Below are 20,294 nucleotides of genomic sequence, written 5' to 3'. Positions count from 1 at the left end.
ATTAGCTCATTTCGTACTGACGAGAAATTAATTCTCTTTTAATACTCACTCGTTGTTCAGTTTTCAAAGATCAACTTCGTTTTCGCCGCCGCATTTTCGTTTCAGCAGCGACCTTTATAATATATCATCTTGCCTTCTCTTTAGTCAAGCTTTTTTTTCGAGGAAGTTTTTTTCTTCAATGCTTGGCTTGTCCTATCGGAGAAGCGATTTATAATGTACCATACACACAATTCTGCGTCAACAGTTAGATAATGGCTAATTTTAAGGCTAACAGTAAAACAACGCCAGGCAGCCCCAGCAGGAGCACCGTACTCATTGTTACAGGGTTTAAAGGAATATAAACTTCGGTAAGCAAACCGGAAAAATTAATGAGATAAATTCCTAAAGCCGCAAGTACAACATGAAGCCCTAACCTTGTAAGCCAAGCGAATCCGGCTTTTCGCGAAAACACAATATAAAGAAGCAGTATAAGCGATACAATTAGGATACCAGCTAGCACAAGCCTCATACCTCAGTTCCTCCTATGTTCAGACTAGTTCATAAAAGAACCTTGCCTAAAAACATCCCATTCTAGTTTTGCCTGTTTAGCCGCCTTTAGCTGGATCTGATATCTTCGTTCAGCGGCTTCCAGTGTGTATATCGCGACATCGACCTCATCATGACCTACAGCTTCTTGAAAAGCATTATAGGCTCGCTCCCATTCTTTAAACGCAATCATGACATCTTTATAAAGTAAACGTTTGTATTCCATCGCTTCCTTCAACTGTACCGCCCTGGCACGCTGCTCAAGCCGAAGCTTCCACCATTTCAACTTATATCCCCTCCTTAATAGCCTGTCTATTTCATGTGTATCGGGGAAAGGACAAACTTAGAACTAGTCGCAGAAAATGAAAAAAGAACTTTGAAACCCAAATCAATTGGGATTCAAAGTTCTTCTATTCTTAGTCGCTATTTACCCGGATATCAATTCAGTTCCCGTCGCCCCTCCAGCGCTTTGGACAGCGTAACTTCATCCGCATATTCCAAATCTCCGCCGACCGGCAATCCGTGAGCGATCCGGGTCACGCGAATATCAAAAGGCTTGACGAGGCGAGAAATATACATAGCCGTTGCCTCACCTTCGATATTCGGGTTGGTCGCTAATATCAGTTCCTTGACGCGTTCATCGCTAAGGCGGTTAAGCAGTTCCTTGAGCCGGATATCGTCTGGGCCAAGTCCCTCCATTGGCGAAATAGCCCCCTGCAGCACATGATAATAACCATCAAACTCTTTTGTCCGTTCCATCGCCACTAAGTCTTTGGGCTCTTGCACCACGCAAATGACAGATGGATCGCGGGTCTTATCTTGGCAAATTCGGCAAGGATCGGTGTCTGTGATATTGCAACAGACAGAGCAATAATGAAGATTGCGCTTAACACTCACCAACGCTTTCGCAAAGTCGATGACGTCATCCTCTTTCATGTTCAGCACGTGAAAAGCCAGCCTTGCTGCCGTCTTCGGCCCAATGCCGGGCAGATGGGTAAATGCATCGATCAGCTTTGCGATCGGTTCGGGATAATACAATGGGGCCTTCTCCTTCAGTCAGTAAATTAGAACAGGCCAGGAATCTTCATTCCGCCTGTAAATTTGCCCATATCCTGATTAGCAAGCTCTTCAGCTTTGTTCAGGGCATCGTTAACAGCGGTCAGGACCAAGTCCTGTAGCATTTCTACGTCATCCGGATCTACCGCTTCAGGTTTGATAGTCAGGGACAGCACCTTTTTATGTCCATTGACTTCAACGGTAACTACACCGCCGCCTGCGCTTCCTTCCACCGTTTTACTCCCTAGCTCTTCCTGGGCCTTTAGCATTTGCTCTTGCATTTTTTTCACTTGTTTCATCATTTGGTTCATATTGTTCACGTTGTTCACATCTCCTTTAATTGATTTTATATTATGTCACAGATTGCGAAGCTGGTAAATCAATTCACTCATTCCTTGATAACGACTAAATCGTCACCGAATATCTGGATAGCCTCGTCAACCCAAGGCTCTTTGCTGCCCCCCCCATCCTCTGGCAGGGGTTCCAGCTCAAATGGCTCTTTAGGTGCTTCAGCGGCCCCTTGAATGGCATCGTTCCAATCCTTCAGCATCATCGTAACTAGATGGTACGGCGCACCGAGCTGACGCTCCAGTACGCTTTCGATCAGCTGTTTGTTGGCCGGCTTCTCCGTCGTTTCACGGTGGATGTCATTCTTGAAAGCAACGAGTACGGAATCATCCGAAGCAGAAACCGGCTCTCCGTTCATAAACCAGGCGTGAATCGTAACCTTCTCCTCTTTGACGGCCTGTAGGATCTGGTTCCATTTATTCTGGATTGTGATAAAAGACGGGCTATTTCGCTCGGCAATATAGCGATCCATACCGGCAGGTATTTTCGCCTTGGATGCAACCCTGGGAGTCGAAGCACGACTCGCACGCTGGTTGGATGAGTTCGCTACAGCGGTTCCCGAGCCGCCTGACGCTAGTCCTGCCTGCAGCGCCCGGTCCAGCTTGGCCTCCAGCTCGGAGACCTGGCGACGAAGCTGAGTTACCTCGGCAGCCCCTGCAGCCGCTCCTGAGCTTTGACTCTGAGCAGGTTCATGGGCGGTGGCATCTTCCTCATTTGTAATGGTACATAGCTTTAGCAGAGCCACTTCAAACAAGGTTTGCGGCTGCAGCGCGTACTTCATCTCTGTCTGATAACGATTCAGCGTTTCGATGATTTGGAACAGCTGGGTACGGGAGAAGTCTTTCGCGATCTCTCCAAAATCCTGCGGATCAAGGACTCGTTCCGTCAGCTTGTCCGCTTTAGGCACCATCTTGATCATCAACAGATCGCGGAAATAATACAAGAGGTTCTCCATGCATTTATCGGCACTTTTACCTTCCTGCATAAAGCCGTCGATCATCTGCAGCATGCTACCGATGTCGCCCTCGAGCAGCGTTTTGGCCAGCTCGGCGAACTGCCGGGAAGCAATTCCTCCCGTCATCTCCAGAACCTGCTGATAGGAAACCTTCCCTCCTGAAAAAGAGGCTATCTGATCCAAAATACTCAGCGCATCGCGCATTCCGCCGTCGGACAACCTGGCGATATACCCGATAGCATCATCCTCAGCCTGGATTCCCTCTTGCTCGCAAATAAACTTCAGCCGCTCACTTTGCTCCTCCAAAGATACTCGGCGGAAATCGAAGCGTTGACAACGCGATATAACGGTAGCCGGCAGCCGATGAGGTTCGGTTGTCGCCAAAATAAACATCACGTGAGGCGGCGGCTCCTCCAACGTTTTTAACAGCGCATTAAATGCTTCCGTCGTCAGCATGTGAACTTCATCAATAATATAAACCTTCTGCCGCACTTCCGTTGGGGCGTACTTTACTTTTTCGCGGAGATCGCGAATTTCTTCAACCCCCCGGTTGGAAGCGGCGTCAATTTCAAGCACATCCATTACAGCGCCCGCAGTAATCCGTCGGCATGAATCGCACTCGTTACACGGCTCCACCGCCGGGCCTCTTTCGCAGTTCACGGCTTTGGCCAATATTTTCGCGGCACTCGTCTTACCGGTTCCACGGGGTCCGCTAAACAGATAGGCATGCGACAATCGCTGTTCGCGAATCGCATTCTGCAGCGTGCGGATGATATGCTGTTGACCAACCATGTCCTGAAACGACTGCGGCCGCCAAGCACGGTACAGCGCAATATGCTCCATATGCGGCACCTCTTTCTTTCCTTCAAAAACATCTGTCGTTTCCTTATTATACTATACTCCCGTGATGAGCAAAACTTCTATTCGCGTTTGCACCCTATTCCACTTTTTGCCCATAAAAAAACATCTCTGTCCAAGGACAAAGATGTGTCTGTTATCTAGTATAAACCGTGCACCTGTTATTGATCGTTGCGATCCGGGCGGCATCTTTACAGCACGACTCGGGACAGGCAACCCTCCGGCACAAGAGTAACACTGCTTATGGCTGCTTCCTTCCGGACCTGACCAGGTTCACAGGTACTCCTTGCGGAGGACCCGTCCGTCAACATCTGCTATAAATGCCAGACCCCACATCGGCAAGACCTCTAACAGGACTTCAACCTCGCTACAGCGGATTGCGAGTTACAGGGCACCGCTACCTCCCCATCTAGCACGGTGAAACTAAGTATATCTCATGCTTGTTTAAAATGCAACCGAGGGGAAGAAGTTGGCTATCAGCCCGCAAAAATCCTCCATATAAGTTAGCTATTGGCCCATCCTCGCATGCAACCCTATTGATATTTTGGTATATTAATAGAATAGAAATAGACATGGAGATCATAGAATGAGAGGAGAAACGAATGAAACATTTGGGGAAAGTAGTTCTGGCCGCTTCTATTCTTATTGGAGGATTCACCGGACTTCAACCTATACAAGCAAAAGCGGCGCCTTCTGTGCAGATCCTATTAGATGGATATCCAATGTCATTTTCAGGACAACCTGTCGTTATCAATGGAACCACGATGGTTCCCTTCCGGTCGATCTCTGAGGCTTTGGGCATTCCTGTAACCTGGAACCAGGCTGCAAAAACTATTTCTGCTGTTAAAGGCGAAGGTCCTGATGCAGTTCGTGTTCAATTAAAATTAAACAACAAAGTCGCAACTGTTAATAATACTTCAGTGAAATTAGCGGTAGCTCCGCAATCGATTGCCGGAAATACGCTGATTCCGCTTAGCTTTTTCAGCCAGCAATTCGGGGCAAAGGTAAGCTGGGATCAAGTATCCCGAACGGTTACCATCGCATCTCCGCAAAAAAGAATGTATACACTCGGCTTCTATGCGATTTCCTCCTATTCGGAAGCATCGGCTATTCCGAGCCTGGATTCCGTAGCCTTTGGTTGGAGCCGAATCGATGAGAACGGGCAATTCACACTAACGGGCAAAGATTTTAAAATGCCGCAGCCAGCCGGAGATGTTACAGCTGAAAGTCTGGTCAGCTCCGCTGCAGAAAGCCATACTTCGCCATATCTCATGGTATATTCCAGCGACAGTAAAGGCGAATTGACCAAACTGCTCAGCAGTTCCGAATTACGTCAAAAAGCGATCAGCGATATGATTTCCGCCGCGACGGAAAAATCATTTCAGGGCATTATGCTCGATTTCGAGGGCCTCGGACTCACGACAGATAGAAAAACGACGCAGGACTCTTTTACCGCATTCGTTAAGTCGCTTGCCAAGGAAACCGATGCTGCCGGTCTCAAGCTATCGCTCGCCCTTCATCCGCTGAATTCGTCGTATCATGGGTATGATTATAAAGCGCTTGGCAATATTGCTGATGAACTCGTTATCATGGCCTATGATTACCAGGCAGGACAAAGCGCAAAAACGCCGGAGCCCACTAATAAAGTGGATGAAGCAATCCGTTTAGCGTTAAAGGAAACGACTAAGGATAAGCTTATTTTGGGACTTAACCTTAATAATGAGGACGGAAACTCCGTAACGACGCTGGCCGGTCTCGCCAAGCGGTATGATTTGAAAGGAATCGCGCTTTGGAGACTTGGGCTAATTCAAGCCGAAGAATGGACTAGCCTGAAGCAGAGCGTTGAATTTAAGTAATAGAAAAAATGGCCTGGCGGCATTCAATGATCGTCAGGCCATTTTTATGCGAAGTGGTCCCATATTGAGTTAACCGTCCTGATGACCGTTCAGGCGCTCCATATTGTGGAGTACCGCCTGTGCTTATAAAATATGAATCCCTCATCCTACGTGATTTTTGAGGAGGCCTAGGAAACTGAGTTTAGTTGTATTTTCTACATCTAATTGATGGATTTATATCGCTTTTGTTCGTTTAGTTGTAGAAAATGCATCTAAACCAACTCAAAACTATAGGTTGCATCAATTTACCTCGATTTAGATGCACTTTTTGCAATTATTTACGCTATATGGCCTAAATGGTTAAAAATAAATGTAATAAATACATTTAAATTGCCGCGCTGCTGATCCTGCCAACGCCGACACCACTGGATACGACGAGAAACAGAATCCCTTGTACAAAGCACACCGCAGCTCGGAGCCACTAGAAGTTATTTATTCACAAAAAACCCCTGCTCGTAGGAGCAGGGGCTCTTCACTTATAACCTTACAGACCAAATTTCTTCTTGAATTTATCCACACGTCCACCAGCATCCAGGAATTTCTGCTTACCTGTGAAGAATGGATGGCAGTTGGAGCAAATTTCAACGCGCAGGTCTTGTTTTACGGAACCAGTTTCAAACGTGTTACCGCAAGCGCAAGTCACCGTAGTCACGTGATATTTCGGTTGAATAGCTTCTTTCATCACTTTCACCTCTTTCCGCCCTGGGCCTCAATCGTGCACAGAGTTATAATGACACATAAACGCATTATAGCACGGCCAATGCAACTTTTGCAATTGGATGTTTCCAGAAGAGATAGGCGCCGATTTCCGTTTAACCGCGCACCTTCACTCGCGCCAACTCCGTGGGAGGAACATGTGTATAAGAACCGATGACGACATCCGGTAGCTCCTCCTGGAAAATCTCAATCATCTGCTTCATGCCGAGAATATCGCCCTTGGCCTTTGGAATAAGCTCCAAATAGCTCTCGGGATCGATGTTCAAATTGCGGAGCTGAATCAGCTTCAGCTTGCTGCGTCTCGCGAATTCGATCATCGCCTCAACTTCCTCCTCACGGTCGGTTACGCCAGGGAAGATCAGATAGTTAATCGAGGTATAGACCCCTTGCTCCGAAGCATAACGCAAAGATTTCTCAACGTTAGCGAGCGTGTAACCCCGAGGTTTATAGTAAGCATTATAATGATCGTCCAAAGCGCTGATCGTACTCACTCGCATCAAGTCCAGCCCGGCATCGACGATGCCGCGAATATGATCGGTCAGCCCGGCGTTTGTATTGATGTTGATATACCCCATATCGGTCTGGCGCCGAACCTCGCGGATTGACTCGATGATAAGCTTGGCCTGGGTGGAGGGCTCACCTTCACAGCCTTGCCCAAAGCTAATGATCGATTCCGGCGTTTTTAAGTGCTCCAGCATCACTTGGACTAACTCCTCAACACGAGGCCGAAAATTCATCCGGGTCTGGGGCGATACAAACCCGCTGTCATCCGGTTGTTCGGAAATACAACCAAAGCAGCCGGCGTTACAGGAATAGGAAACAGGTACCGCGCCTTCCCAACGGTTCAAAAATGTGTTGGAAGCCGTCAAGCATTCGTAGCCAAGCGCACAATTGGATAAGTGCTCGTAAAGCCGGTTTTCCGGATAACGGGACGTAAAATCTTTAACCTGTTTTTTCAATTCAAGCGGATCACAGTTAAGCGGGTTCCACTTCTCAGGATCGTCCGACAGCCGGGCGGTCACATAAAATTGACCATCCTTCCATACAACAGCCGAATACCCGAATAGCGGCAGCTTATATTCCTTATCCGTTTTGACGTAACCTGGCAAACAAAGCCGGGTGTATCCTTGCGGCAGCAGAGCCCCAACAGCCTGCACATTCCCGGGGAGCGGCTTCATTTCACCGGTGTCCGGATCCATTCCAATCGGCCTGGTAGAGGGTAGACCTACCAATGTAGCCCCCTCAGGGAGCGGAATAAGCTCGTCTTCCATAATCTCTACAATCATATCCGCACTGCGCGCTAAACCATACAAAGACGGATGATCGTAAACTTGTCCTTGTTCATCAGCATATACTAATTGCATGTCATTCTCCTTATTCGCTTAAAAAGGGTTATCCCTTAAATCCAATGAGCCTGTTTAAAGTTACCTTACGAAACTGTTATCTAAACGCCAGATCCAGGTGTCGTTCCTGGACTCTTTGAAGATCCAGTCCGCGGAGCTGAGGATGCCGAGCGAACCGGACGGCGCGTAGTTCCTGTGCTTTCGGCCGCATTCCCTGCGGTATCGAACGAAGCCAGGAACTCTGCATTCGTCCTGCTGTCACGCAGCTTTTTCAAGAATCCTTCCACAAAATCGTAGGAATCATTCATATTTTTACGAATCGACCAGATTGTATCCAGCTCTTCCTTCGTCAGCAACACTTCTTCGCGGCGCGTACCGGAGCGGCGAATATCGATTGCCGGGAAAATGCGGCGTTCCGCCAGCTTCCGATCCAGATGAAGCTCCATATTGCCCGTACCCTTAAATTCTTCGTAAATGATATCGTCCATACGTGATCCTGTATCTACTAGCGCTGTCGCCAAAATCGTCAGGCTTCCGCCCTCCTCTACGTTACGAGCCGACCCGAAAAACCGCTTCGGACGGTGGAATGCCGCCGGGTCAATCCCCCCGCTCAGCGTGCGGCCGGATGGAGGAACAACAAGGTTGTACGCCCGGGCCAACCGAGTGATACTATCCAGCAAAATCACGACATCCTTCTTATGCTCGACTAGACGTATAGCGCGCTGTAGTACGAGTTCAGCCACTTTGATATGATTTTCCGGAAGCTCATCAAACGTGGAAGCGATAACCTCCCCTTTGACCGACCGCTGCATGTCTGTAACCTCTTCAGGACGTTCGTCGATTAGCAATACGAATAACTCGATCTCGGGATTGTTGGTGGAAATGCTGTTGGCGATTTCTTTAAGAAGTAGAGTTTTTCCTGCTTTAGGCGGCGCCACGATCAAACCGCGTTGTCCGAGTCCGACCGGGGCAAGCAAATCCATAATGCGAGTGGATAAATGATTTGGGGATGTTTCCAGCACTAGCTTCTTCTGCGGATAAAGTGGAGTAAGGGCCGGGAAATGCAGCCTTTCTGCGGCTATGGCAGGATTCTCTCCGTTAACAGCATTGACCTGAAGCAGTCCAAAATATCGTTCATTTTCCTTCGGCGTTCTACACTTTCCGGAGACCAGGTCACCGGTACGCAGGTCAAATTTGCGGATTTGCGAAGCGGATATATAAATATCTTCCGTGCTGGGCAAATAGTTGATCGGCCTTAGAAAACCGTACCCTTCCGGTAATATTTCGAGCACGCCCTCCATAAACATGAGTCCGCTTTGCTCGGCTTGCGCTCTTAGAATAGCAAAAATCAATTCTTTCTTTTTCAACTGACCGTAATATGGAATTTGATATTGCTTCGCCAGCTTGTACAGCTCGGTGAGCTTCATCCCTTCCAAATCGGCGATTTGAAGATCCATAATAAAATAACCACCTATTCGATTTTTTTCACTTTAATGCAATCTATGAAGTACAACCGATTTTGATAGACTTACTGGCATAGTATTCCCTTTCTCAGGCAACTTATGCGAAAAATAGCGTAGTTATTCTGCCTGACGCCAAACGTCTGCACCTAAAGCCCGTAAGTTCGGAACCAGGTTGTCATATCCGCGATCGATCAGCTCTACGCCCGATACCTCGGTAATGCCTTCCTGAACCGTAAGCCCGGCAACAACAAGTGCTGCACCGGCGCGCAAATCCGCGGCCTTTACTTTGGCGGCGTTCAGCGGTCCACCCTCGATAATTGCAGAGCGACCTTCTACCCGGATTTTTGCCCCCATGCGAATTAGCTCGGGTACATGTTTGAATCGGTTGCTGTACACAAAATCGCTTAATACACTAACGCCACGTGCTTGAGTAAGCAAGCTGGTCATCGGTGATTGAATATCGGTAGGAAACCCTGGATATACTAAAGCCTTGACATCGACATGTTCATAATTTGAATGGCCGATGACACGAATGCTTTCATCCAGCTCCTCAACGCCAACACCCATTTCCAGTAACTTGGCCGTAAGCGCCTCCAGATGTTTAGGTATAACCCCGTCGATCAGTACATCGCCGCGCGTAGCCGCTGCCGCAATCATATAAGTACCGGCCTGGATCCGGTCGGGAATAATAGAGTGGCGGCACCCTTTAAGTTCAGATACCCCTTCAATCCGAATGGTCTCTGTTCCGGCACCTTTAATGCTTGCTCCCATAGCATTTAACAAAGTCGCTACATCTATAATTTCAGGCTCTTTGGCCGCATTTTCGATCACTGTTGCACCTTTGGCTCTTGTAGCCGCCAGCATAATGTTTATCGTTGCTCCAACGCTACTGACATCCAAGTAGATCTTGGCGCCGCGCAGCTCATCCGCGTGCAAATGAATAGCCCCGTGCTCATTGGTCACAGTAGCTCCAAGCGCTTCAAATCCTTTGATATGCTGATCAATCGGACGAGGCTCAAAATTACAGCCTCCCGGCAATCCAACCGTTGCTTCTTTAAACCGCCCTAGCAGAGCCCCCATCATGTAATAGGAAGCACGCAGCTTTTTCACAGGTCCATTCGGCATTGGAACCGATACAATCGCGGAAGGATCAATTCTCATTTGACTGCCTTCCCATAAAACACGAGCGCCGAGCTCCTCCAAAATTTCCGAGTAAACAGCCACATCACTCAGAATTGGCAGATTATCAAGCACTACTTCAGATTCAGCCAGGATCGCGGCCGGAATCAAAGCTATCGCACTATTCTTAGCGCCGCTGATCGATACGCTGCCGCGCAGCGGACGTCCGCCGCGGATCATTAATTTCTCCATAAGTCCAAAGATCCCCCTACGTGTTTTGCGTCGGCAAGCGAGTTGCGCCACGTTGTTTTAGCGGTGAAAATGGAAAGACACCGGCTAAGCGGTGTGCTCTCCATTCACCCTATTCAGATGGACAGCCCGGTTCCCCTGATCTGTCCTAAACTACAATTTCATACAATCCAATTCTCTAGCCTATTGTACTCGAAAAACGAGCAAATTAAAAACTTAGGCTTTGTTATTGGAACCGAACTCGCGGATTTTGCCAGCAACGGTTTGTTTGATGGCGTCGCGGCCAGGAACGATGTATTTACGTGGGTCATAAGCGTCTGGTTTTGCAGCCAGTACTTCACGAACCGCTTTTGTGAACGCGATTTGGTTTTCTGTATTCACATTGATTTTGGAAGTTCCAAGCGAAATGGCTTTCTCGATGTCATGAGTTGGAATGCCTGTCCCCCCATGAAGAACGAGTGGAAGTTTCACGGCATCGCGAATTTCTTCCATTTCTTTAAAGCCCAGGTTTGGTTCGCCATGGTATGGTCCATGAACGGAGCCAAGTGCCGGAGCCAAAGTATCAAGACCTGTTTCCTTAACGATGCGAACGCACTCGTTCAAGTCAGCATATTTGATGCCGCCAACTACGTCGTCTTCCTGTCCGCCTACAGTACCTACTTCAGCTTCAACGGAAACGCCTTTGGAATGAGCGTATTCAACAACTTTCTTCGTCATTGCAATGTTCTCATCGATTGGATGGTGAGAACCGTCGATCATTACGGAAGTAAATCCGGCATCGATCGCTTCTTTACATTTATCAAAGCTTGAACCGTGATCCAAATGGATTGCAACCGGAACAGTGATTTTCATATCGTGCATAAGGCCTTCCACCATTTTAACGATGGTGTAGAATCCGCCCATATGACGAGCAGCACCTTCGGAAACGCCGAGAATTACTGGTGATTTCTCTTCTTCAGCAGCGCCAAGAATCGCTTGAGTCCATTCAAGGTTGTTGATGTTGTATTGGCCTACTGCATATTTGCCTGCGAGGGCTTTGTTCAACATGTCTGTCATTGATACTAATGGCATAGGTTTCAATCCTCCTAAGGATGTTGGATTTATCTGATTTAGCCGACATTCACACACTTTCTTATTATACCACAACCTGTCAAAATTACTATTCATGCTTTACAGGCTGTTGTGAACGGGATGTGTTAGATTTGAGGACAAAAATAAACCTCCTTCTAGGAGCGATGGAATTCCACCAAAGCCCTAAAAGGAGGCACTCATTTATTCTTGGAAGAAAAAGTTTAAATTATAATTCGGAGCTGCAGGAATTCATGATGCACCCTCAACTTAACTAAAGAACGGCCCCGCCCTTCAGTTGCATATTGACGGCCATTCGCATCTCATCGATATCAAACGGCTTCGTAAAATGCATCAGGGCGCCTAGATCGGTCGCTTCCTTAATCATGTCGAGTTCACCGTACGCCGTCATCATAATTACCTTGATATCCGGATTGACCTCTTTAATATGCTTAAGGATTTCGAGTCCATCCATGCCCGGGATTTTCATGTCGAGAAGCACTAAATCCGGCGAATCACTGCGAACGATTTCCAAGGCCATTTTTCCATTGGCGGCTTGAAACGTCTTATATCCTTCGCTGCTAAACACTTCCATTAATAAAATGCGAATACCATTCTGATCGTCAACGATCAATACTTTCTTCTCTTCCACCGAAAAACCCTCCTACTGACTCCACCATATAATCCTGGTAATAATTAATACTTCGCCCCCAATTTGGAAATCCCTTCTAAATGGCAGAAGAGATTTTAAAAATCGTTCGGGGCCGGATCACAGAGGAGAAGTGAAGCTGCAATCGGCTTCGGAAGACTATGACAGGTGCTCAAGCGAAGCTTTGACAAATTCACGGAACAAAGGCTGCGGACGGTTCGGGCGGGAGGTAAACTCCGGATGGAACTGAACCGCAAGGAACCAAGGGTGGTCCGGAAGTTCAACGATTTCAACCAAACGTCCGTCCGGCGAAGTACCGGAAATTCGCAAGCCCACTTTTTCAATCGCTTCACGGTATGCATTATTGAATTCATACCGGTGACGGTGTCTTTCATAAACCAGCTCATCATTGTAGCACTGCATCGCAAGCGATCCCGGTATAAGTTTGCAAGGATATAGACCAAGTCGCATCGTACCGCCAAGATCCTCGATATCCTTCTGTTCCGGAAGCAGGTCGATTACTGGATATTCGGTTGACGGATTGATCTCCGAGCTATTTGCGCCTTGCAGCCCTGCAAGGGAACGAGCGATTTCCACAACGGCGACCTGCATGCCTAGGCAAATGCCGAAGAACGGGATTTTGCGCTCTCTAGCAAATTTAATCGTTGTAATTTTCCCTTCGATTCCCCGGTCGCCGAAGCCGCCCGGTACGAGAATACCGCCAACACCGCGAAGAAGCTCATCCACATTCTCTTCCGTAACTTCCTCCGCATTCACCCAGCGGATTTTCACGTCGGCATTAGCGTCAAATCCGGCATGAGAAAGCGACTCGACTACACTCAAATAAGCATCGTGTAAAGCGACGTATTTACCTACAATCGCAATTTCAACGGTTCTTTCCAGTTTGTTGATCCGTCCAACAAGATTCTCCCATTCACGCATATCCGGTGCCGGAGTCGTCAGTTTAAGGTGATTCACAACGATTTCATCCAAGCCTTCGTCGCGCAGGTTTAACGGCACTTCATACAGCGTATCGGCATCCCGGCACTCAACTACCGCATTGGCATCGATATCGCAGAACAAGGCGATCTTCGCCTTCATGTCATCCGACAGCTCATGTTCGGTACGGCAAACGATCACATTCGGCTGAATCCCGATGCTGCGCAGCTCTTTAACACTATGCTGTGTCGGCTTCGTTTTCACTTCACCAGCGGCTTTGATATATGGGATGAGCGTGACGTGGATATACATTACGTTCTCGCGTCCGATATCGCTCTTAATTTGACGAATGGCCTCCAGGAATGGAAGGCTTTCAATGTCCCCTACGGTTCCCCCGATTTCCGTAATTACGACATCGGAGCCCGCTTCACGGCCGGCGCGAAATACACGCTCTTTGATTTCATTCGTAATATGCGGAATAACCTGCACCGTACCGCCTAGGTATTCCCCGCGGCGTTCTTTGCCAATGACGGAGGAGTAAATTTTCCCGGTCGTTACATTGCTGTTCTTCGACAGGTTGATGTCAATAAACCGTTCATAATGGCCCAAATCCAAGTCTGTCTCGGCGCCGTCATCCGTAACGAACACTTCCCCGTGCTGATACGGACTCATCGTTCCCGGATCGACATTGATATAAGGATCGAATTTCTGGATCGTTACCTTCAAGCCTCTGTTCTTCAGCAGCCTGCCGAGTGAAGCTGCCGTGATTCCTTTCCCTAAAGACGATACGACTCCGCCTGTTACGAAAATATATTTTGCCACTGATAAAAACCTCCTAAGTAGTACGTGTTCAAATAAGTCAGATTCCAGAAATTCAGGTAACTTCAGTTCATTAGCCTAACCCATTGTTCGGTAAAACATAGCCGAATGGGCCTAAAAAAACAAAAAAGTGACACCCGAATAAGCCGGGGCACTTTTTAGAAAATTCATATTTTATAGTTTGAATCAAAAGCCCATGCAATAGTTTACTCGTTACCCCTGTTCGTGTCAAGGAGGAACAAATTCTTTATCTAAACAAAATATCGCACGGGCATCTGGCTGAAATTAGCCTGCAAAAGCTCGGATCAATCGTCGTCGCCGTCACTGTCGTCGTCAAAATCCTCGTCGGCGTCCGCGTCATCTTCATCCTCGCCTAGATCTTCCTCTTCATCCAGGTCCTCGTCGTCGAGCAGACCTTCGTCTTCCACTTCCTCAACTTCGTCATCGTCATCATCCGGGAACAGCTCGCCATCCTGATCCTCATCGATGGCATCGAAATCATCATCATCCGAGGAGTACGTATCTTCCTCTTCCGTGAAGTCCTCATCTTCCAGATCGTCATCATCATCATTGATAATGCGCGGACGTTTGGCGTTGCCAACCGGATCCTCGTTACGGTCAACCGGATACCAGCGTTTCAGGCCCCACAGGTTGGTGCCTACGCAAGCAAAACGACCATCGATATTAATTTCCGTATAAAGTTGAGCGATAGCCTCATTGATCTCTTCCTCGGACATGCCGCGGAGCTGAGCTACTTCATTCATCAGGTCACGGTAGTAATACGGCGTATTTGCCGCTTTCAGAATCATAAAGGCCAAGTCGACCATTGGAATTTCCTGGACCTTGTCCGGGTCGATTTTTAAATTCAGCGGGGTACTCAAGTTACGGACACTTCCTCTCACGCAAAGTTACATTATAGCAAAGATAAAATCTATCCTTAGGATCGATTTCCTTCACTAACATATCCATATCACACCTAAGTAAAACCTATTTGGAACTAAATTGCAAGTTATAAAAAATAAACAGATGACCCCGCTAGGTATCACCGCATCGATTGCCTTTTTTCATCAAGCAAAAGGAAAGAGACGGAAAAAGCCTATCGCCTCTCCCGCCCCTTGACTGTATCCTCCCCAAGAGGGCGCACACGTCCTCTGAGGTTAGCGAAAGCCCCACAAGGCTCTCCCTTCATCCTATGTCCAGAATCTCGCTTTGACACGCTGTTTCCAAGCCTATATTCAGCTCTCGGCCCATTTCCCGGAAAACAGGGCCCCTTCCCCATTCCGGGGTTGGAGGTTTGTCATAGTATACTGCAACACGCTTCGTCAGGAGGGGCTACAATAAATGGACTACTCCGGATTTTTACGTTATTTAAACGACCATGTCGACACCTCCGGAAAAAGCGGACGCTACATTATCCGCTTCTCGCATCCGGCTGAGTACGCCGAGTGCGTTCGTCAGCTATTCAAGCACAAACGCCAGCATCCCGCACTGCGGCAGGTGAGAACGTCTTATCTGCTGCAGGCCCTCATATGTCCCTTGGGCTTGCGCGGGAAAACCGCTACCTCAAGATTCGGACTTGCGGTTGAAGAAGATGCGAGAATCTGCGTGCATAGTTCCGCTCCCGAGAGCAAAGGTCAAGGCACTGGAATTCCCTGGGGAGTAAAACGGATCGGGGCACCGGAAACTTGGTCCGTATCGACGGGATACCGAATCCGTATCGGGGTGATCGACACAGGAGCTGACTTTGGGCATCCTGACCTACGCCATTCCCTGGCACGGGGAATCAATCTGCTCAATCGCGTGAGCCTCCCATACGACGACAACGGACACGGTACACATATAGCAGGAACGATCGCCGCCTCCGGTGGATCGCAAGGGATGATGGGGGTAGCCCCCCGATCCCTCATCTTCCCCGTCAAGGCGTTTGACCATAATGGATCGGCTTATGTCTCAGACATTATCCTCGGCATCGACTGGTGTGTCCGAAATCGGATGCACATTGTGAATATGAGCTTCGGCATGAAAAGCAACAGCCAATCCTTGCAAAATGTTATCCGGAAAGCCCACAGCGCCGGAATTATTGTCGTCGCCTCCTCAGGCAATGACAAAAAAAGCCGGGGCGCCGATTATCCGGCTCGTTATCCGCAAACTATTTCCGTTGGCGCCACGGGAAAAGACGGCAAAATTGCCTCCTTCAGCAACCATGGCCCGTACATTGATGTTTATGCCCCCGGCGAAAAGATAACCTCTGCCTGGGTCGGGGGAGGCTACCGCGAGATGAGTGGTACATCGATGGCGACGTCCCATGTCAGCGGGGCCGTCGCCCTGCTGCTCGCACTGCGCCCGGATCTGAAGCCGGGCGACATCAAGCGCCGGCTGCGGCGCACGGCGCGGCCGCTGCCCGCCAGCATCTCCCTGGCCAGAGCCAAGGGAGGTGCTGGCGAGGTCAGCGCGGCGCGGCTGCTTCGCGCGGGGCCGCGGCGGCGCAGCTAGCGCGCAGGCGGCCGGGCAGCCCGCGGCGCGTGCAAAAACCCGCCTCTCCTTTACGAGAGGCGGGTGAATGGTCACTCCCGGCGATAGCCCGGGAGTGTTTCTACATCTTTTCCGGCGCGGACACGCCGATCAAAGCAAGCACGTTGGCCAGTCCCGTGCGGACTGCGCCAAGCAGTACAAGACGCGCCGCGGTTTGCTCCGCGTCTTCTGTGATGACGCGCTCGGCCCGGTAGTAGCTGTGCAGCAGCGCGGCCAACTCATACACGTAACGCACCAGACGATGCGGTGCGTAGTTGTCTGCAGCTACAGCGATTTCCTCCGGCAGCTCGCCGAGCTTGCGTAGCAGGTCGAATTCGTGTTCGGCCGTCAGCTTGGTAAGGTCGACGTTTTCCGGTGCAGGAATTGCAATCCCTTGCTCCTCGGCTTGACGGAAGATGCTGCAAATCCGGGCGTGCGCGTATTGCACATAATAAACCGGGTTTTCATTGGACGTCGAAATGGCGAGGTCCATGTCAAAATCAAGATGCGAATCCATACTGCGCATCGTAAAGAAGTAACGGATCGGATCGACGCCTACTTCATCCATAAGGTCAACCATCGTTACGGCTTTGCCCGTACGTTTGGACATTTTCACCTTCTCGCCGTCCTGGAATAGGCTGACCATTTGGGCGATCAGCACGGTGAGCTTCTCAGGGTCTTTGCCGATGGCTTGCATAGCCGCTTTCACACGAGGGATGTAGCCGTGATGATCGGCGCCCCAAATGTTGATAATGCGGTCAAAGCCGCGGTCGTATTTATTCCGGTGGTAAGCGATATCCGGCGTCAAATAAGTATAGGTTCCGTCATTTTTCACCAGTACGCGGTCTTTGTCATCGCCATATTCGGTCGTCTTCAGCCAGGTCGCGCCGTCCTGCTCATAGATTTGCCCTTTGGAGCGCAGCTCTTCGAGCGAGGCTTCGACTTGTCCGTTCTCATACAAGGAGGTTTCGCTGAACCAAACATCAAAGCCCACCCGGAAACGGCCAAGGTCGCGCTTGATCTTCGCGAGTTCCTTCTCGAGTCCAAATTTACGCAAGAAGGCTGCCCGTTCCTCCGGCGACATCGTAAGGAGCTTATCGCCTTGCTCAGCGACCAACTCTTTTGCGAACCCTTTGATGTCTTCCCCGTGGTAGCCATCCTCCGGCATTTCGGCGTCCTGCCCCAGTTCTTGAAGGTACCTTGCTTCAATGGACTTGCTCATGTTGACGATTTGGTTCCCGGCATCGTTAATGTAGTATTCACGTGTAACGTCATAGCCGGCAAAATCCAGCACATTACAGAGCGCATCGCCTACGGCCGCGCCCCGGGCATGTCCCAGATGCAGGCTGCCGGTCGGGTTGGCGCTGACGAATTCGACCTGAACTTTTTTACCCTGTCCTTGCTCGGTCCGCCCGTAATTATTACCTTCACGGTAAACCTGCAAAAGAATCGGGTACAGATAGCTTTTGCTGAGTGTGAAATTGATAAAGCCCGGGCCGGCGATTTCCGCCTTTTCGATGCCCGCTTTCGTATAGTCGAACTTTCCAAGGATCTCCTCGGCAATTTGACGCGGATTTTTCTTTGCGATCCGTGTCAGCTGCATGGCGGCATTGGTAGCAAAATCTCCATGTGCTTTGTCCTTCGGCACTTCCAGCACAATGGCCGGAATCTCCTCACGCTGGGCAAGCCCGGCTTGAACGATCGCTTCGAGGATCGCGTCCTTCAGCGTCTGACTCATTTGTTCCAATGGATTTTGTGGCATTCTAAACTTCCTCCTGTATATGTAAACTGATAACAAAATGTCCCGATAACTCACCGTAAACGTACAAATCGTATTCCCAAGTCACCATGCCGGACACGCCATTCAATCGGGACTCTAGCGCCAGGGTATCGGTGGACAAGTGAAAACGGGTCAATGCGGAACGGTAAAACCCAGGAAGCTGCTGTCCGCTACGAAATGTTTGCTCCGACTCCACGACCCCGTGACGCATAATTTTGAGCTCATGATCGGTTATTTTCACCATCGCACGTATCACTCCGCCGTCCGTCCCCTCCTCGGGTTCCGTATACCGGATGTACACGGTGTCCTTACGCAGCGCGGCTTCCCCGTGAAAAGACTGTACCGTCTCTTCCTCTCCCTGACGGCTTGTCAGCACGATTAGGACCGGGCTCATCTCCGGCATAACATCCATTCTCCATTCTTCTATTGAGATGGTGATCGCTCACCGCACTCTTTATTACAATCGTTCCTTACTGTACTACTATATCCAGTTCGTCCCGCCAATTCAATACGCGAAGCCTTAAGACAAAGCCTTACATGCACAAAAAACGCCGCTACTATAGCGGCGCTCTTCATATCACAGCGGCTGGGATATCGCGATATATTTAACCTTTTCGTCCTGGAAATAGACATGGAACCGATAATAATCGCCAACTTTGTATCTCCATCTGCTGGCTACTTTCAGTCCCTTGGAGCCTAACTTATCCTTCACGCTCTCTTTGGTTAATCCTACCTTGACCCCGGTTGCCGTTTGATGGTTAGACTTCGTGAATACGATCAACCGATTTAGCTCCAGTACGCCGTCCTTATAGATTCGGGCCTTTTTCACTTGCCCCATTCCGTCGTCGTAATACGGCATTTCCCAAACGATATCATTCGATGATTTCGTTTCCGCCAGCTGCTTCTCCCAGCTCTCGTAGTCCAACCCGTCCACCAGAGCCTGACTGGCTTCCAAACCTTCTGTTTCGGCGGTAGTATTGCCAGTCTTTCGTTCCTCAGCCTGAGCCCTTTCCTGCAAAGTACTCAGTGTCACAACTTCAGACTGTTCTCCGGACAAGCTTTGCATCAGCAATAGAACCTGGTCATCGGCATAATAGGTATGCCCATCATACTCGAACGAATTGTTGGCTAGGTTGTAAATGAGATCAAAGCTTGTACTGTTCTTGTTCAAAGTAAAATGCAGTTGGGCTTTCTTCGCAGCTTCTCCAGAAGGAGCCGCTTCAGCAGCCGCGGCCTTCATATCTGTAAGTCGAAGTGATTGCAGAACAGAGTGTTGCCCTTCCTCGGGCAATTTTTTACTCGAACCTTCCATTTTTACAGTTATGACCTTTACTTCATCCTCCTTAAACGGAAGATGATCCAACAAATACGGGGATTTAACTTCACCTTGATCCGTTTCCTTTGCCGCAGAATCCGTTGGAGATTTCTCCGGCAATGCTGTATTATTGGAGGCATTTTCTTTTTCCTCATTTGTTGCGATTGCGGTTGCGGTCGTCTTCACCGTTTTGGAACTTTCCGAGGATGAGCCCGATTTATCCTCAGAAGGTCCGTAAAAGAGCCAAGAGGAAACCAAAACGACTACAAAAATCATAAACCACGCAAGGACGTTGCGCGACGATCTGTTCATATTTATAAGGACACCTACCTTAAATTCATCGTTCGTGACATAAATCATACTATCATAATTTGATTATTGAGCTCATGGTGCAAATGGCATGTTTTCCTCCTTACGACTTATTCAAAAAGTCCTAGGCACTTATTTGCGGCTGAATAGAAATAAGGGTATTTATTGGCCCTATTTCACCCCTTTGACACTATATTCGAAAAATAAGGGATATTTATGTACCTATTCACCGCCATGCGCCTGAAAGACGTCTCATTTCCTACCTATCTGCTAAAATAGGGCCAAAAAACTCTCCTATTTCAGCTAGCTGCCTCTCTATTCGGCAAATAGGGCCATTTTTTACCTCTATTTTAGCAGTCACTCGAATTTCGCCACA

General features: G+C 48.9%; 18 protein-coding genes and 1 other RNA gene. 2 read left to right on the top strand and 17 right to left on the bottom strand.

Features of this window, described 5'->3' with window-relative positions; genetic code table 11:
• Positions 1-244 precede the first annotated feature (244 nt).
• The 6 genes from ACFQ3W_RS24200 to ffs all read right to left on the bottom strand — a co-directional run bounded on the left by ACFQ3W_RS24200 (position 245) and on the right by ffs (position 4,160).
• The gene (locus ACFQ3W_RS24200; protein ID WP_379321799.1) at positions 245-508 is read right to left on the bottom strand and encodes a pro-sigmaK processing inhibitor BofA family protein; all 264 of its coding nucleotides are present in this window, start codon (positions 506-508) and stop codon (positions 245-247) included.
• Between the two features lie 24 nt (positions 509-532).
• Entirely contained in the window at positions 533-751 is a 219-nt protein-coding gene (locus ACFQ3W_RS24195) for a DUF2508 domain-containing protein (protein WP_379321802.1), read from the bottom strand.
• A 212-nt stretch (positions 752-963) separates the two neighbouring features.
• Positions 964-1,563, bottom strand: coding sequence for a recombination mediator RecR (gene recR / locus ACFQ3W_RS24190; protein ID WP_379321798.1), 600 nt, complete (start codon positions 1,561-1,563; stop codon positions 964-966).
• Between the two features lie 26 nt (positions 1,564-1,589).
• Positions 1,590-1,901 (bottom strand): YbaB/EbfC family nucleoid-associated protein, encoded by a 312-nt coding sequence (locus ACFQ3W_RS24185; protein ID WP_379321797.1) that lies wholly within the window; start codon positions 1,899-1,901, stop codon positions 1,590-1,592.
• 68 nt (positions 1,902-1,969) lie between these two features.
• Positions 1,970-3,727 (bottom strand): DNA polymerase III subunit gamma/tau, encoded by a 1,758-nt coding sequence (gene dnaX / locus ACFQ3W_RS24180; RefSeq protein ID WP_379321796.1) that lies wholly within the window; start codon positions 3,725-3,727, stop codon positions 1,970-1,972.
• 165 nt (positions 3,728-3,892) lie between these two features.
• An RNA gene (ffs, locus tag ACFQ3W_RS24175) (signal recognition particle sRNA large type) lies at positions 3,893-4,160 on the bottom strand.
• A gap of 184 nt (positions 4,161-4,344) precedes the next feature.
• Here ffs and ACFQ3W_RS24170 point away from each other — a divergent pair.
• Positions 4,345-5,598, top strand: a complete 1,254-nt coding sequence (locus ACFQ3W_RS24170; protein WP_379321795.1) for a stalk domain-containing protein — start codon at positions 4,345-4,347, stop codon at positions 5,596-5,598.
• Between the two features lie 523 nt (positions 5,599-6,121).
• On the opposite strand, the gene rpmE is transcribed toward ACFQ3W_RS24170, so the two are convergent.
• The 8 genes from rpmE to rpoE all read right to left on the bottom strand — a co-directional run bounded on the left by rpmE (position 6,122) and on the right by rpoE (position 14,884).
• Complete coding sequence (rpmE, locus tag ACFQ3W_RS24165; RefSeq protein ID WP_379321794.1) at positions 6,122-6,319, bottom strand: 50S ribosomal protein L31; 198 nt, start codon at positions 6,317-6,319, stop codon at positions 6,122-6,124.
• Positions 6,320-6,449: 130 nt separating this feature from the next.
• Entirely contained in the window at positions 6,450-7,718 is a 1,269-nt protein-coding gene (locus tag ACFQ3W_RS24160) for a radical SAM protein (protein WP_379321793.1), read from the bottom strand.
• Positions 7,719-7,798: 80 nt separating this feature from the next.
• Positions 7,799-9,154, bottom strand: a complete 1,356-nt coding sequence (gene rho / locus ACFQ3W_RS24155; RefSeq protein ID WP_379321792.1) for a transcription termination factor Rho — start codon at positions 9,152-9,154, stop codon at positions 7,799-7,801.
• A gap of 123 nt (positions 9,155-9,277) precedes the next feature.
• On the bottom strand, positions 9,278-10,531 hold the full coding sequence (locus ACFQ3W_RS24150; protein ID WP_379321791.1) for a UDP-N-acetylglucosamine 1-carboxyvinyltransferase: 1,254 nt from the start codon (positions 10,529-10,531) through the stop codon (positions 9,278-9,280).
• Positions 10,532-10,744: 213 nt separating this feature from the next.
• Complete coding sequence (fba, locus tag ACFQ3W_RS24145) at positions 10,745-11,599, bottom strand: class II fructose-1,6-bisphosphate aldolase (protein ID WP_379321790.1); 855 nt, start codon at positions 11,597-11,599, stop codon at positions 10,745-10,747.
• A gap of 271 nt (positions 11,600-11,870) precedes the next feature.
• A complete protein-coding gene (locus ACFQ3W_RS24140) occupies positions 11,871-12,248 on the bottom strand; it encodes a response regulator (protein ID WP_379321789.1) in 378 nt (125 codons plus the stop codon).
• A 156-nt stretch (positions 12,249-12,404) separates the two neighbouring features.
• Complete coding sequence (locus tag ACFQ3W_RS24135) at positions 12,405-14,006, bottom strand: CTP synthase (protein ID WP_379321788.1); 1,602 nt, start codon at positions 14,004-14,006, stop codon at positions 12,405-12,407.
• Between the two features lie 302 nt (positions 14,007-14,308).
• On the bottom strand, positions 14,309-14,884 hold the full coding sequence (gene rpoE, locus ACFQ3W_RS24130) for a DNA-directed RNA polymerase subunit delta (protein WP_379321787.1): 576 nt from the start codon (positions 14,882-14,884) through the stop codon (positions 14,309-14,311).
• A gap of 460 nt (positions 14,885-15,344) precedes the next feature.
• Between rpoE and ACFQ3W_RS24125 the strand changes: the two genes are divergently transcribed.
• On the top strand, positions 15,345-16,496 hold the full coding sequence (locus tag ACFQ3W_RS24125) for a S8 family peptidase (protein ID WP_379321786.1): 1,152 nt from the start codon (positions 15,345-15,347) through the stop codon (positions 16,494-16,496).
• A gap of 100 nt (positions 16,497-16,596) precedes the next feature.
• On the opposite strand, the gene argS is transcribed toward ACFQ3W_RS24125, so the two are convergent.
• From argS to ACFQ3W_RS24110, 3 genes are all read right to left on the bottom strand, one after another.
• Positions 16,597-18,276: an arginine--tRNA ligase gene (argS, locus tag ACFQ3W_RS24120; RefSeq protein ID WP_379321785.1), complete on the bottom strand. Its 1,680-nt coding sequence runs from the start codon at positions 18,274-18,276 to the stop codon at positions 16,597-16,599.
• 1 nt (position 18,277) lies between these two features.
• Positions 18,278-18,697: a DUF1934 domain-containing protein gene (locus tag ACFQ3W_RS24115; RefSeq protein ID WP_379321784.1), complete on the bottom strand. Its 420-nt coding sequence runs from the start codon at positions 18,695-18,697 to the stop codon at positions 18,278-18,280.
• Between the two features lie 174 nt (positions 18,698-18,871).
• Positions 18,872-19,921, bottom strand: coding sequence for a hypothetical protein (locus tag ACFQ3W_RS24110; protein WP_379321783.1), 1,050 nt, complete (start codon positions 19,919-19,921; stop codon positions 18,872-18,874).
• Positions 19,922-20,294 lie beyond the last annotated feature (373 nt).

The organism is Paenibacillus puldeungensis (assembly GCF_042678945.1).
In the GTDB taxonomy this organism is placed as follows: Bacteria; Bacillota; Bacilli; order Paenibacillales; family Paenibacillaceae; genus Fontibacillus; species Fontibacillus puldeungensis.
The sequence above is the reverse complement of the archived record's forward strand: the minus strand, read 5'-3'. Positions and strand labels throughout refer to the sequence as shown.

What these genes read in the sequence shown, in the direction of transcription:
- ACFQ3W_RS24200 (WP_379321799.1), bottom strand. Translation starts at nt 508, where the DNA reads ATGAGGCTTGTGCTAGCTGGTATCCTAATTGTATCGCTTATACTGCTT.
- ACFQ3W_RS24195 (WP_379321802.1), bottom strand. Translation starts at nt 751, where the DNA reads ATGGAATACAAACGTTTACTTTATAAAGATGTCATGATTGCGTTTAAA.
- dnaX (WP_379321796.1), bottom strand. Translation starts at nt 3,727, where the DNA reads ATGGAGCATATTGCGCTGTACCGTGCTTGGCGGCCGCAGTCGTTTCAG.
- ACFQ3W_RS24170 (WP_379321795.1), top strand. Translation starts at nt 4,345, where the DNA reads ATGAAACATTTGGGGAAAGTAGTTCTGGCCGCTTCTATTCTTATTGGA.
- rpmE (WP_379321794.1), bottom strand. Translation starts at nt 6,319, where the DNA reads ATGAAAGAAGCTATTCAACCGAAATATCACGTGACTACGGTGACTTGC.
- ACFQ3W_RS24160 (WP_379321793.1), bottom strand. Translation starts at nt 7,718, where the DNA reads ATGCAATTAGTATATGCTGATGAACAAGGACAAGTTTACGATCATCCG.
- rho (WP_379321792.1), bottom strand. Translation starts at nt 9,154, where the DNA reads ATGGATCTTCAAATCGCCGATTTGGAAGGGATGAAGCTCACCGAGCTG.
- ACFQ3W_RS24150 (WP_379321791.1), bottom strand. Translation starts at nt 10,531, where the DNA reads ATGGAGAAATTAATGATCCGCGGCGGACGTCCGCTGCGCGGCAGCGTA.
- fba (WP_379321790.1), bottom strand. Translation starts at nt 11,599, where the DNA reads ATGCCATTAGTATCAATGACAGACATGTTGAACAAAGCCCTCGCAGGC.
- ACFQ3W_RS24125 (WP_379321786.1), top strand. Translation starts at nt 15,345, where the DNA reads ATGGACTACTCCGGATTTTTACGTTATTTAAACGACCATGTCGACACC.
- argS (WP_379321785.1), bottom strand. Translation starts at nt 18,276, where the DNA reads ATGCCACAAAATCCATTGGAACAAATGAGTCAGACGCTGAAGGACGCG.
- ACFQ3W_RS24115 (WP_379321784.1), bottom strand. Translation starts at nt 18,697, where the DNA reads ATGCCGGAGATGAGCCCGGTCCTAATCGTGCTGACAAGCCGTCAGGGA.
- ACFQ3W_RS24110 (WP_379321783.1), bottom strand. Translation starts at nt 19,921, where the DNA reads ATGAACAGATCGTCGCGCAACGTCCTTGCGTGGTTTATGATTTTTGTA.